We start from the raw sequence: 12,054 nt of genomic DNA on the forward strand, positions 1-12,054 counted from the left end.
TACGCGACATGGCAACGCTTCACAACCGGCCCAGGCAGTCGCGGGCGTGGTCGTCGAGCGGCACGTAGACCAGCAGGCGGTCGCCGTTCTTCGGCGCCGACCACCAGTTGGTCTGCTGCAGGTCGAATTCGCCGCAGGCCGGATGGCGGAAGCGCTTGAGCTGGTTCTCGATGCCCATCACTTCGTTGCGCAGCCAGATTTCGCGGAACTCCGCCGAGACGTCCAGGTAGCGCTGCAATTGCCGCTCCCACAACGGATCGCCCATGCGCTCGACCATCGCCGCGCGGAAGAAGCCGACCATCCGCGGCAAGGCCTCCTCGCGGTTGGCCATGCAGGCGCGCCAGCGCGCATGGGTCAGCGCCAGGTAGATGCAGTTGCGGTCTTCCTCGGGGATCTCCGCCAGGTCGATACCCACCAGCCGGCAATAGGCGCGGTTGTAGCCGCGGATGTCGAAACGGGCGTTCTGCACCATGGCTGGCAACGGGTCGAGGGCGTCGAGGATGGCCTGGGTGGCGGCCGAGGGTTTCTCGCAGACCGCCCGCCGCGCCGAGGTCGGCGCGGCCAGCCCGGCGAGATTGAACAGGTGGTGGGTTTCCGTCTCGTTGCACAGCAGGGCGCGGGCGATGGCGCCGATCACCTGCTCCGAGGCGCGTACCGCGCGGCCCTGCTCCAGCCAGGTGTACCAAGTCACGCCGACCCCGGCGAGCTGCGCCACCTCCTCGCGACGCAGGCCCGGCGTGCGCCGGCGGCCGAGGCGGGAAATGCCGACCCGCTGCGGCTCGATGCTTTCCCGCCGGCGGCGCAGGAAGGCCCCCAGCTGTTCGGCGCGGGACGGCTGCGCGGGGCTTTCCGCAGGGTGGCTGGCAGGGGCATCGAGGGGCATGGCGAAGTCCTCCGGAGGGCAGACGGGTAGCGCCAATACCAGGATAAGCAAGAACTGGTACCGGGTTAGCCAGAAGCGCATGCTGCCAGCCCACTCCCCTCCACACAAGGACTCCGCCCATGCCCAGCGCCGTCTCGTCGTCGCGGCTCGGCCTCGCCGGGCTCTGCATCCTGCTGGCGGGGCAACTGTTGCCGATGATCGATTTCTCCATCGTCAACGTCGCCCTCGACGCCCTCGCCCACTCCCTCGGCGCCAGCGCAACCGAACTGGAACTGATCGTCGCCGTCTACGGCGTGGCCTTCGCCGTGTGCCTGGCGATGGGCGGCCGGCTTGGCGACAACTTCGGCCGCCGGCGCCTGTTCGAACTGGGCGTGGCGCTGTTCGCCGTCGCCTCGCTGCTCTGCGGGCTGGCCAGCTCGGTCTGGCTGCTGCTGGTGGCGCGCGCCCTGCAGGGCGTCGGCGCGGCGCTGATCGTGCCGCAGATCCTCGCCACCCTGCATGTCAGCCTCAGCGGCCACGCGCATTCCCGCGCTCTGGCCGCCTACGGCGCGATCGGCGGCCTGGCTTTCGTCGTCGGCCAGGTGCTCGGCGGCTTGCTGGTCACCGCCGACATCGGCGGCCTCGGCTGGCGCAGCGTATTCCTGATCAACCTGCCGATCTGCCTCGGCATCCTCCTCTGCAGCCGCCGCTGGGTCCCGGAGACCCGCGCCGGGCACGCCGCTCGCGTCGACGCGCCGGGCACCCTGCTGCTCGCCGCGCTGATCCTCTGCCTGTTGCTGCCGCTGGCGCTCGGCCCATCGCTGCACTGGTCCTGGCCCTGCGCCCTGCTACTGGCAGCGGCGGTGCCGCTGCTGGCCTGGCTATGGCGCACCGAGCTGCGCCAGGAACGCCGCCAGGCCTGGCCGTTGCTGCCGCCGTCGCTGCTGCGCCTGCCGAGCATCCGCTTCGGCCTGTTGCTGGCGATCCTGTTCTTCGCCTGCTGGAGCGGCTTCATGTTCGCCCTCGCCCTGGCCCTGCAGGCCGGCGCCGGTCTCTCGCCGGCGCAAGCCGGCAACGCCTTCATCGTCCTCGGCGCCTCCTACTTCGTCTCGGCGCTGCTCACCGCCCGGGTGGCGGCGTGGGTCGGCCCGGTACGCCTGCTGCTGCTCGGCTGCGTCATCCAGATGTGCGGCCTGCTCGGCCTGATGCTGACCCTGCAGCGGGTCTGGCCGCAGCCGGGCATCCTCAACCTGGCGCCGGCGACCCTGGTGATCGGCTTCGGCCAGGCGTTCATCGTCAGCAGCTTCTTCCGCATCGGCCTCTCGGAAGTGCCGGCCGCCCAGGCCGGCGCCGGCAGCGCCATGCTCGCCACCGTCCAGCAGGCCTCCCTCGGCCTCGGCTCGGCGCTGCTCGGCGCGGTGTTCGCGCATAGCCTGGAACGCCACGGCGACTACCTGGAGGCGACGCAGGCCACCCTCGCCAGCGAGTTCGCGCTGATGTCGGTACTGCTCGGCGCCACCGTCCTCTTCTACCTGCGCCACGTGCGCACGACGACGTTGCGCTGCGATTCGCCGGGCAACTGAGGCGCGCGGCCAGGCCCCTGTTCCCGGCCGCCGGCGCGCCGTATGCTGGCGCGGCCCTCCAGCCAGGCGTCCGTCACCATGCACGAACTGCTCGCCGCCCCGCCCCCCGCCGACCTCGCCAGCCTGCTGGCCAGCCTGCGCCAGGTCGAAGCGCTGCTCGACGCCATGCCCGGCGTGGTGTTCTTCGTCAAGGACGAGCGCGCCCGCTATGTACTGGTCAACCGCACCCTGGCGCGCCGCTGCGGCGTGAAGGACAAGACCGAGCTGCTCGGCCGCAGCGCCGACGAGGTCTTCCCTTCCAGCCTCGGTCCGCTCTATGCCGAACAGGACCAGCGCGTGCTGCGCGGCGGCGCGGCGCTGGAGAACCAGCTGGAGCTGCACCTCTATCCCGGTCGCCAGCCGGGCTGGTGCCTGACCCACAAGCAGGCGCTGCGCGACGCCGACGGGGCGATCATCGGTATGGCCGGCATCTCCCACGACCTGCCGGCGGCGCAGTCGGCGCACCCGGCCTACGGCCGGCTGGCGGCGGTGGATGCGTACATCCGCGAGCACTACGACCAGCCGCTCAGCCTCGCCGACCTCACTGCCATCGCCGGGCTCTCGGTGGCGCAACTGGAGCGTCACTGCAAGCGCATCTTCCAGCTCACCCCACGGCAGATGATCCACAAGGCGCGCCTCGGCGCCGCCTCGCAACTGCTCGCCGGCGACGCGCCGATCACCGAGATCGCCCTGCGCTGCGGCTACACCGACCACAGCGCCTTCAGCCGCCAGTTCAAGGCGCTCACCGGACTCTCACCGAGCCAGTACCGCGAGACCCATCGCCAGCCCCGAAAAGCGTAACGCCTCGCCCCGCCCCGGGGCGGCGGTAGCAATCCTGCTCCCTTTTGTAACACCGTCGGCCGCGCCCGATCGGGGCGCGGTCCGACCCGCTACGGCGCAGCGACGCGCCAGGCAAAGCGGTCGCGCTCCAGCGAAAGGTTTTTATCGGCGTCGGACGAGGTCCTGGCACAGCCATTGCTCATTGAAAATATCGTATACGAAATCACAAATACGCGATTCGCCACCTTTCTGCTCAACCGCATCGCCGAGGCCCCCAATGAATACCAAGAAGACCCTTGCCCTAGCCCTCACCGCCGCCCTGGGCTGTTCCCTCGCCGGTCTCGCCCAGGCCGACAAGCTCGACGACATCATCGAGTCCGGCAAGTTGCGCTGCGCCGTTACCCTGGACTTTCCGCCGATGGGCTCGCGCGATGCGCAGAACAACCCGGTGGGCTTCGACGTCGATTATTGCAACGACCTGGCGAAGGCCCTGGACGTCAAGGCGGAGATCGTCGAGACGCCCTTTCCCGACCGCATCCCGGCGCTGGTGTCGGGTCGCGCCGACGTGATCGTCGCGTCCACCTCGGACACCCTCGAGCGGGCCAGGACCATCGGCATGAGCATCCCCTACTTCGCCTTCGTCAAGGTGGTGCTGACCCGCGAGGACACCGGCATCGCCAGCTACGCGGACCTCAAGGGCCGCCCGGTCGGCGGCACCGCCGGCACCTTCGAGGCGCTGGCCCTGGAGAAGGACAGCAAGGCCTGGGGCGATGCCAAGGGCAGCTTCCGCGCCTACCAGTCCGAGGCCGACACCGCCCTGGCGATCAGCCAGGGGCATATCGACGCCACGGTCGTCTCTTCCACCGTCGCCGCCTCGTGGATCAAGTCGGGCAAGTACAAGGGCCTGAAGATCGCCGGCGACGCGCCCTACGACATCGACTACGTGGCCCTCGGCGCCAAGCGCAACGAGTACGGCCTGCTCAACTACCTGAACCTGTTCATCAACCAGCAGGTGCGCACCGGCCGCTACGCCGAACTGGCGCAGAAATGGGTCGGTGGCAAGGCGCCGGAGCTGACCACCAGCGCGGTCTATCGCTGAAACCGAGAGCGCGGTCCGTCGTCGGGCCGCGCCGTTTCCCCACGCCCTGGATGCGCCGATGAAGCACGCTCACCTCATCGTTTCCCGTACCCTGGTCGCCGGCAGCGCGTCCGGCGAACTGCTGTACGCCCCGACCGGCCTGAGCTTCTGGGGCGGCGTCGACCCGCGCAGCGCGGAAGTGATCGACCGCCACCACCCGCTCAGCGGCCGCCATCTGCACGGCAGGCTGCTGGCGATTCCCGGTGGGCGCGGCTCCTGTACCGGCAGCAGCGTACTGCTGGAACTGATCCTCGGCGGACGCGCGCCGGCGGCGATCCTCCTGCGCGAACCGGACGAAATCCTCGCCCTCGGCGCGATCGTCGCCGAGGAACTGTTCGGCCGCTCGCTACCCATCGCCTGCCTCGGCGAGCGCTTCGACGAACTCGCCGGTTATCCCTGGGCGCGCCTGGCCGACGGTCGCCTGGAACTCCACCACGATGCCCCGCCGCCGCTGCCGGCACAGCCCGCCGAAGCACCAGCGACCGATGCCGGCCCGCGACTGGATGCCTTCGACCAGGCGCTACTCGCCGGCGAACACGGCGAAGCCGCGCGCCTGGCGATGCGCATCGTCCTGCGCATGGCGGCGTTGCAGGGCGCGCAACGGCTGGTCGACATCCAGCGCGCGCACATCGACGCCTGCATCTACACCGGCCCGGCCGGCCTGCGCTTCGCCGAGACCCTGCGCGCCCTCGGTGCCCGGGTGCGGGTACCGACCACCCTCAACGCCATCTCCGTGGACCAGCGCCGCTGGCGCGAACAGGGCGTACCCGCCGCCCTGGGCGAGCCGGCCGCGGCCCTGGCCCAGGCCTATCTCGACATGGGCGCGCAGCCCAGCTTCACCTGCGCGCCCTACCTGCTCGACGACAGCGCGCGGGCCGGCGAGCAGATCGCCTGGGCCGAGTCCAACGCGGTGCTCTTCGCCAACAGCGTGCTCGGCGCGCGCACCAACAAGTACGCCGACTTCATGGACCTCTGCTGCGCCCTCACCGGTCGCGCGCCGCTGGCCGGCTGCCACCTCGACGAGCAGCGCCAGGCACGGGTGCTGATCGAAGTGGAAGACCTCGGCTGCGTCGACGATGCCTTCTACCCGACCCTCGGCTACCTCTGCGGCCTGCTCTGCGACGGACAGATCCCGGCGATCGACGGCCTGCGGCAGCGGCAGCCGGACCGCGACGCGCTCAAGGCGTTCGGCGCGGCGCTGGGCACCAGTTCCTCGGTGCCGATGTTCCACGTCATCGGCGTCACCCCGGAAGCCCCTGACCTGGCCAGCGCCTTCGGCGGCCGCGCGCCGCGGCGTACCCTGCGGGTCGGTCGCGAGCGCCTGCGCGACGCCTGGCGCGAGCTGGACAGCGCCGGCGAGACGCGGATCGACCTGGTGGCGCTGGGCAACCCGCACTTCTCCGCCAGCGAATTCGCCCGCCTCGCCGCGCTCTGCCACGGCCGCCGCAGACACCCGGAGGTAGCACTGGTGATCACCAGCAGCCGCCAGGTCGTCGCCCAGGCCGAAGCGGCCGGGCACCTGGCGACGCTGCAGGCGTTCGGCGCGCGGCTGGTCACCGACACCTGCTGGTGCATGCTCGACGAACCGCTGGTGCCGCCGGGCGCGCGCACCCTGATGACCAACTCCGCCAAGTATGCCCACTACGCCCCCGGGCTGATCGGCCGCCAGGTACGCTTCGCCGGCCTCGCCGGCTGCGTCGAGGCCGCCATCGACGGGCGGGCCCGCGCCGGGCTGCCCGCCTGGCTGAGCGAGGATCGCTGATGTTCGACTACACCTTCCACTGGCGCTCGGCGTTCAACGCCCTGCCGGAGATGCTCGCCGGCAGCCTGGTGACGCTCCAGGTCACCGCGCTGTCGATGCTCTTCGGCATCCTCATCGCCCTGCTCCTGGCCTTCGCCCGGCTCGGCGGCAACCGCCCGCTGCGCGCCGCCGCCGGAGCCTGGATCTCCATCGCGCGGAATACCCCGGCGCTGTTCCAGATCTACATCCTCTACTTCGGCCTGGGCTCCTTCGGCCTGCACGTCGGTTCCTGGTTCGCCCTGCTCGCCGGGATCACCTTCAACAACGCCGGCTACCTCGCCGAGACCTTCCGCGGCGGCCTCCAGGCGGTGCCCGAGACCCAGTTGCGGGCGGCCCGCTCGCTGGGCATGAGCGCGCCGCAGGCCTATCGCCTGGTGGTGATCCCGCAACTGCTGCGGGTGGTGTTCTACCCACTGACCAACCAGTTGGTCTGGGCCATGCTGATGACCTCCCTCGGCGTGGTGGTGGGCCTGACCAACGACCTCACCGGCGTCACCCAGGCGCTCAACGTCAAGACCTTCCGCACCTTCGAGTACTTCGCCCTGGCCGCCGTCCTCTACTTCGCCATGGCCAAGCTGCTGGTGCTGGCCGCCCGCCTGCTGGGCTGGCGCCTGTTCCGTTACTGAGGGGAATGCCGTGTTCACCACCAGCCTCACCGCCAACGACCTGCTGTTCCTCCTGCAAGGCGCCTGGACCACCCTCGCCATCACCGCCCTGGCGATGCTGATCGGCACCCTGCTGGGCGTCGTCTTCGGCCTGCTCCGCGCCCTGCTGCCACGCGCCAGCCTGCCGCTGGCGGCGCTGCTCGACGTATGCCGCAGCGTGCCGCTGCTGATCCAGTTCGTCCTGCTCAATTCCTTCAAGAGCATCCTCGGCCTCGACTGCAGCGCCTTCGCCGTGGCCTGCCTGGTGCTCGGCGTGTACGCCGCCGCCTACTGCACCGAGGTGGTCCGCGGCGGCGTCCTCTCGGTACCGCCGAGCGTGCGCCGGGCGGCGCGTTCGCTGGGCCTGAGCTATCGCCAGGACCTGTTCCACATCGTCCTGCCGATGGCCGCCCGGGTGGCATTCCCCGGCTGGGTCAACCTGACCCTGTCGGTGATGAAGGACACCTCGCTGGTGCTCTGGATCGGCATCGTCGAACTGCTGCGCGCCTCGCAGACCATCGTCACGCGCATCCAGGAACCGCTGTTCGTGCTCTGCATCGCGGGGCTCGTCTATTACCTCATGAGCTGGGTGGTCGCGCGACTCGGCGCCCGGCTGGAACGGAGATGGCAGCAATGATCGAGATCAGCGACGTGCACAAGGCCTACGGCCAGTTCGAGGTGGTCAAGGGTGTCGACCTGAGGGTGGACAAGGGCGAGGTGCTGTCGATCATCGGCGGCTCCGGTTCCGGCAAGTCGACCCTGCTGATGTGCATCAACGGCCTGGAGCCGATCCAGCGCGGCAGCATCCGCGTCGACGGCATCGACGTGCATGCCCGCGGCACCGACCTCAACCGCCTGCGGCGGAAGATCGGCATCGTCTTCCAGCAGTGGAACGCCTTCCCCCACCTGACCGTGCTGGAAAACGTCATGCTCGCGCCGCGCAAGGTGCTCGGCAAGAGCCGCGCCGAAGCCGAGGCGATGGCGGTGAAGCAGCTCACCCACGTCGGCCTCGGCGACAAGCTCAAGGCCTTCCCCCAGCGCCTTTCCGGCGGCCAGCAACAGCGCATGGCGATCGCCCGGGCGCTGGCGATGTCGCCGGACTACATGCTGTTCGACGAAGCCACCTCGGCGCTCGACCCGCAACTGGTCGGCGAGGTGCTCGACACCATGCGCCTGCTCGCCGAGGAAGGCATGACCATGGTCCTGGTCACCCACGAGATCCGCTTCGCCCGAGACGTGTCCGACCGGGTGGCGTTCTTCCGCAATGGCCTGGTCCACGAGATCGGCACCCCCGACCAGGTGATCGGCAACCCGCAGCGGCCGGAGACGGCGGAATTCCTCCGCTCGGTGCTCTGAGCCCGCCCTGGACAGGAGACAACCATGCGTTCGAAGCGGATCGTCCACATCGTCAGTTGCCATGCCGAAGGCGAGGTCGGCGACGTGATCGTCGGTGGCGTCGCCGCGCCGCCCGGCGCCAGCCTCTGGGAGCAGTCGCGCTGGATCGCCAGAGACCAGGACCTGCGCAACTTCGTCCTCAACGAACCGCGCGGCGGGGTGTTCCGCCACGTCAACCTGCTGGTGCCGGCCAGGGACCCGCGCGCGCAGATGGGCTGGATCATCATGGAGCCGGCCGACACCCCGCCGATGTCCGGTTCCAACTCGCTGTGCGTGGCCACCGTGCTGCTCGACAGCGGCATCCTGCCGATGAACGAACCGCTGACCCGGCTGCTGCTGGAAGCGCCGGGCGGACTGATCGAGGCCCGCGCGGAATGCCGCGACGGCAAGGCCGAGCGGGTGGAAATCCGCAACGTACCGTCGTTCGCCGACCGCCTCGACGCCTGGATCGAAGTCGAGGGCCTCGGCTCGCTACAGGTCGACACCGCCTATGGCGGCGACAGCTTCGTCATCGCCGACGCCCGGCGCCTGGGCTTCGCCCTGCGCCCCGACGAAGCCGCCGAGCTGGTCGCCACCGGCCTGAAGATCACCCGCGCGGCCAACGAACAACTGGGCTTCGTCCACCCGACCAACCCGGACTGGGACCATCTGTCCTTCTGCCAGCTGGCCGCGCCGCCGGAGCGCCGCGACGGTGTCCTCGGCGCGAGCAACGCGGTGGTCATCCGCCCCGGCAAAATCGACCGCTCGCCCTGCGGCACCGGCTGCTCGGCGCGGATGGCGGTGCTCCAGGCGAAAGGCCAGCTGCGGGTCGGCGAACGCTTCGTCGGGCGCTCGATCATCGGTTCGGAGTTCCAGTGCCACATCGAGTCGCTGACCGAGCTCGGCGGCCGTCCGGCGATCCTTCCGTGCCTGTCCGGGCGCGCCTGGATCACCGGGATCCACCAGCACCTGCTCGACCCGGACGATCCCTGGCCGCAAGGCTATCGGCTGTCCGACACCTGGCCCGCCGGCCACTGCTGACCACCCCGCCCGGCCGCAGGCAGCAGCCGGGCGGAAACCGATCCGGCGCGTACCGGATCGCCCACGACGGCGAACGCTGCCGTCGCCCTGTGACTCGGACCGCAGCGGTCCGGCTGAATTCGTATACGAAATACGAAGAAAGGAGAAAGCATGAGCAAGCACGTCAACTGGAGCGGCGTATTCCCCGCGGTCACCACCCAATTCAACGCCGATTTCTCGGTGAACCTGGAGGAAACCCACACGGTCATTTCCAACCTGGTGCGCGACGGCGTGTCGGGGCTGGTGGTATGCGGCAGCGTCGGCGAGAACACCTCGCTGACCATCGAGGAGAAGATGGCCGTCACCGAGGTCGCCAAGGACGCCTCCGGCGGCCGCGTGCCGGTGATCTGCGGGATCGCCGAGTTCACCAGCGCCGGCGCGGCGAAGGTGGCCAAGGCGGTGGAGCGGGTCGGCGTCGACGGCATCATGGTGATGCCGGCGCTGGTCTATTCCTCCAAGCCGCACGAGACCGCCGAGCATTTCCGCAGCGTGGCCAGCGGCACCGACCTGCCGGTGATGGTCTACAACAACCCGCCGATCTACCGGAACGACGTCACCCCGGACATCCTGGTTTCCCTGGCCGACTGCGAGAACATCGTCTGCTTCAAGGACAGCTCCGGCGACACCCGCCGCTTCATCGATGTACGCAACCAGGTGGGCGAGCGCTTCATCCTCTTCGCCGGCCTCGACGACGTGGTCCTGGAAAGCGTGGCGGTGGGTGCCCAGGGCTGGATCTCGGGAATGTCCAACGTGTTCCCGAAGGAAGGCGAGACCATCTTCCGCCTGGCCAGGGCCGGGCGCTTCGCCGAGGCGATGCCGATCTACGAGTGGCTGATGCCGATCCTCCATCTCGACGCCCGCCCCGACCTGGTGCAGTGCATCAAGCTCTGCGAGGAGCTCGCCGGTCGCGGCAGCGCCCTCACCCGCCCGCCGCGCCTGGCCCTGCGCGGCGCCGATCGCGAGCACGTCGAGCGGATCATGGCCAGGGCCCTGGCCAGCCGCCCGGCGCTGCCGGACGTGGGACTGTAGCCCGCACCCGCCGCCGCGTTCCCAGGGGCGGCGGGAATTCCGCCGTCCATTTTCCAGGGAGGCCCCATGCCCAGCATCCTCGGTCACAACTACATCGGTGACGCCCGCAGCGCCGCCGGCGATGTCATCCTGCGCAGCTTCGCCGCCGACAGCGGCGAAGCGCTGCCCTACACCTTCGTCCAGGCCACCGCGGCGGAGGTCGACGCCGCCGCCCGCGCCGCCGAACGCGCCTATCCACACTACCGGCAGCTGTCCGCCGCGCGCCGCGCCGGATTCCTCGAGGCGATCGCCGCGCGCCTCGACGCCCTGGGCGACGACTTCGTCGCCCTGGTCCATCGCGAGACCGCGCTGCCCGCCGCACGCATCCAGGGCGAACGGACACGTACCGCCAACCAGTTACGGCTGTTCGCCGACGTCCTGCGACGTGGCGACTTCCACGGCGCGCGCATCGATCGCGGGCAACCCGGGCGCACCCCGCCGCGCCCCGACCTGCGCCAGTGGCGGATCGGCCTCGGCCCGGTGGCGGTGTTCGGCGCCAGCAACTTCCCGCTGGCCTTCTCCACCGCCGGCGGCGACAGCGCCGCCGCCCTGGCCGCCGGCTGCCCGATAGTGGTCAAGGCCCACAGCGGGCACATGGCCACCGCCGAATGCGTGGCCGACGCGATCCTCCAGGCGGCGGCCGACAGCGGCATGCCGGCCGGGGTATTCAACATGGTCTACGGCAGCGGCGTCGGCGAGGCGCTGGTGCGCCATCCAGCCATCCGCGCGGTCGGCTTCACCGGTTCGCTCAAGGGCGGCCGCGCACTGTGCGACCTGGCCGCGGCGCGGCCACAGCCGATCCCGGTGTTCGCCGAGATGAGCAGCATCAATCCGCTGGTGGTGCTCCCCGAAGCCCTGCGCCGGCGCGGCCGGAAAGTGGCGGAGGAGCTGGCCGCCTCGGTGACGCTGGGCTGCGGCCAGTTCTGCACCAAGCCGGGCCTGGTGCTCGGTCTGCGCGGCCCCGCCTTCGACGCCTTCGTCGGCGCCCTCGGCGAGGAACTGGTCGCCCGGCCGCCACAGACCATGCTCAACGCCGGCACCCTGCGCAGCTACGAAGAGGGGTTGCAGCGCCTCGCCGGGCACCCCGGCATCGCGCATCTGGCCGGCGCGGCGCAGACGGGTCGCCAGGCCCACCCGCAGTTGTTCAAAGCCGACGTGCGGCTGTTGCTGGAAGGCGACGCGCTGCTCCAGGAAGAGGTGTTCGGCCCGACCACCGTGGTGGTCGAGGCCGTCGACGCCGACCAGTTGGCCCGCGCGCTCGACGGCCTGCACGGGCAACTGACGGCGACCCTGGTCGGCGACGAGGACGACCTCGCGGCATTCGCCGGGCTGGTCCCGCTGCTCGAGCACAAGGCCGGGCGCCTGCTGCTCAACGGCTATCCGACCGGCGTCGAGGTGTGCGACGCCATGGTCCACGGCGGTCCCTACCCGGCCACCTCCGACGCCCGCGGCACCTCGGTGGGAACCCTGGCCATCGAACGCTTCCTGCGCCCGCTGTGCTACCAGGACTACCCCGACAACCTGCTCCCGGACGCCCTGAAGAACGCCAACCCGCTAGGCCTGCTGCGCCTGGTCGATGGCCGGAGCACGCGCGAGGCCCTGGATTGAGCACGCCTGGAAGCCTGGATGGCGGATAACGCCGTTGGCGTTATCCGCCCTGCGCAGTCGTTCTCGCTACGCCACGC

Annotated in this window: 11 protein-coding genes; 10 read left to right on the forward strand and 1 reads right to left on the reverse strand. The window is 70.3% G+C overall.

The window, feature by feature from the left end; translation table 11 throughout:
* Positions 1–19: 19 nt before the first annotated feature.
* Positions 20–964 (reverse strand): helix-turn-helix transcriptional regulator, encoded by a 945-nt coding sequence (locus PSPA7_RS19610; protein ID WP_079262193.1) that lies wholly within the window; start codon positions 962–964, stop codon positions 20–22.
* A 38-nt stretch (positions 965–1,002) separates the two neighbouring features.
* Between PSPA7_RS19610 and PSPA7_RS19615 the strand changes: the two genes are divergently transcribed.
* From PSPA7_RS19615 to PSPA7_RS19660, 10 genes are all read left to right on the forward strand, one after another.
* Positions 1,003–2,445, forward strand: coding sequence for an MFS transporter (locus PSPA7_RS19615; protein ID WP_012076607.1), 1,443 nt, complete (start codon positions 1,003–1,005; stop codon positions 2,443–2,445).
* A 42-nt stretch (positions 2,446–2,487) separates the two neighbouring features.
* Complete coding sequence (locus PSPA7_RS19620) at positions 2,488–3,285, forward strand: AraC family transcriptional regulator (RefSeq protein ID WP_012076608.1); 798 nt, start codon at positions 2,488–2,490, stop codon at positions 3,283–3,285.
* 256 nt (positions 3,286–3,541) lie between these two features.
* Positions 3,542–4,363: an ABC transporter substrate-binding protein gene (locus tag PSPA7_RS19625; protein ID WP_012076610.1), complete on the forward strand. Its 822-nt coding sequence runs from the start codon at positions 3,542–3,544 to the stop codon at positions 4,361–4,363.
* Positions 4,364–4,421: 58 nt separating this feature from the next.
* The gene (gene lhpI, locus PSPA7_RS19630) at positions 4,422–6,164 is read left to right on the forward strand and encodes a cis-3-hydroxy-L-proline dehydratase (protein ID WP_012076611.1); all 1,743 of its coding nucleotides are present in this window, start codon (positions 4,422–4,424) and stop codon (positions 6,162–6,164) included.
* Positions 6,164–6,829 carry an amino acid ABC transporter permease gene (locus tag PSPA7_RS19635; protein ID WP_003157816.1) on the forward strand — a complete coding sequence of 222 codons (666 nt, stop codon included), beginning with the start codon at positions 6,164–6,166 and terminating at the stop codon, positions 6,827–6,829. The genes lhpI and PSPA7_RS19635 overlap by 1 nt, the downstream gene beginning before the upstream one ends.
* A 10-nt stretch (positions 6,830–6,839) precedes the next feature.
* Complete coding sequence (locus tag PSPA7_RS19640; RefSeq protein WP_012076612.1) at positions 6,840–7,484, forward strand: amino acid ABC transporter permease; 645 nt, start codon at positions 6,840–6,842, stop codon at positions 7,482–7,484.
* Complete coding sequence (locus PSPA7_RS19645; protein WP_012076613.1) at positions 7,481–8,203, forward strand: amino acid ABC transporter ATP-binding protein; 723 nt, start codon at positions 7,481–7,483, stop codon at positions 8,201–8,203. Before PSPA7_RS19640 ends, PSPA7_RS19645 begins: the two co-directional genes overlap by 4 nt.
* Positions 8,204–8,227: 24 nt before the next feature.
* Positions 8,228–9,262, forward strand: coding sequence for a trans-3-hydroxy-L-proline dehydratase (locus tag PSPA7_RS19650; RefSeq protein ID WP_003157813.1), 1,035 nt, complete (start codon positions 8,228–8,230; stop codon positions 9,260–9,262).
* A gap of 150 nt (positions 9,263–9,412) precedes the next feature.
* Positions 9,413–10,330, forward strand: a complete 918-nt coding sequence (locus tag PSPA7_RS19655) for a dihydrodipicolinate synthase family protein (protein ID WP_012076614.1) — start codon at positions 9,413–9,415, stop codon at positions 10,328–10,330.
* A 66-nt stretch (positions 10,331–10,396) separates the two neighbouring features.
* Positions 10,397–11,977: an aldehyde dehydrogenase (NADP(+)) gene (locus PSPA7_RS19660; protein ID WP_012076615.1), complete on the forward strand. Its 1,581-nt coding sequence runs from the start codon at positions 10,397–10,399 to the stop codon at positions 11,975–11,977.
* Positions 11,978–12,054 lie beyond the last annotated feature (77 nt).

The sequence above is a fragment of the Pseudomonas paraeruginosa PA7 genome, from assembly GCF_000017205.1.
GTDB classification, from domain to species: domain Bacteria; phylum Pseudomonadota; class Gammaproteobacteria; order Pseudomonadales; family Pseudomonadaceae; genus Pseudomonas; species Pseudomonas paraeruginosa.

Coding starts and splice junctions, on each gene's coding strand:
- PSPA7_RS19610 (WP_079262193.1), bottom strand. CDS start 964: ATGCGCTTCTGGCTAACCCGGTACCAGTTCTTGCTTATCCTGGTATTG.
- PSPA7_RS19650 (WP_003157813.1), top strand. CDS start 8,228: ATGCGTTCGAAGCGGATCGTCCACATCGTCAGTTGCCATGCCGAAGGC.
- lhpI (WP_012076611.1), top strand. CDS start 4,422: ATGAAGCACGCTCACCTCATCGTTTCCCGTACCCTGGTCGCCGGCAGC.
- PSPA7_RS19645 (WP_012076613.1), top strand. CDS start 7,481: ATGATCGAGATCAGCGACGTGCACAAGGCCTACGGCCAGTTCGAGGTG.
- PSPA7_RS19620 (WP_012076608.1), top strand. CDS start 2,488: ATGCTGGCGCGGCCCTCCAGCCAGGCGTCCGTCACCATGCACGAACTG.
- PSPA7_RS19655 (WP_012076614.1), top strand. CDS start 9,413: ATGAGCAAGCACGTCAACTGGAGCGGCGTATTCCCCGCGGTCACCACC.
- PSPA7_RS19635 (WP_003157816.1), top strand. CDS start 6,164: ATGTTCGACTACACCTTCCACTGGCGCTCGGCGTTCAACGCCCTGCCG.
- PSPA7_RS19615 (WP_012076607.1), top strand. CDS start 1,003: ATGCCCAGCGCCGTCTCGTCGTCGCGGCTCGGCCTCGCCGGGCTCTGC.
- PSPA7_RS19660 (WP_012076615.1), top strand. CDS start 10,397: ATGCCCAGCATCCTCGGTCACAACTACATCGGTGACGCCCGCAGCGCC.
- PSPA7_RS19625 (WP_012076610.1), top strand. CDS start 3,542: ATGAATACCAAGAAGACCCTTGCCCTAGCCCTCACCGCCGCCCTGGGC.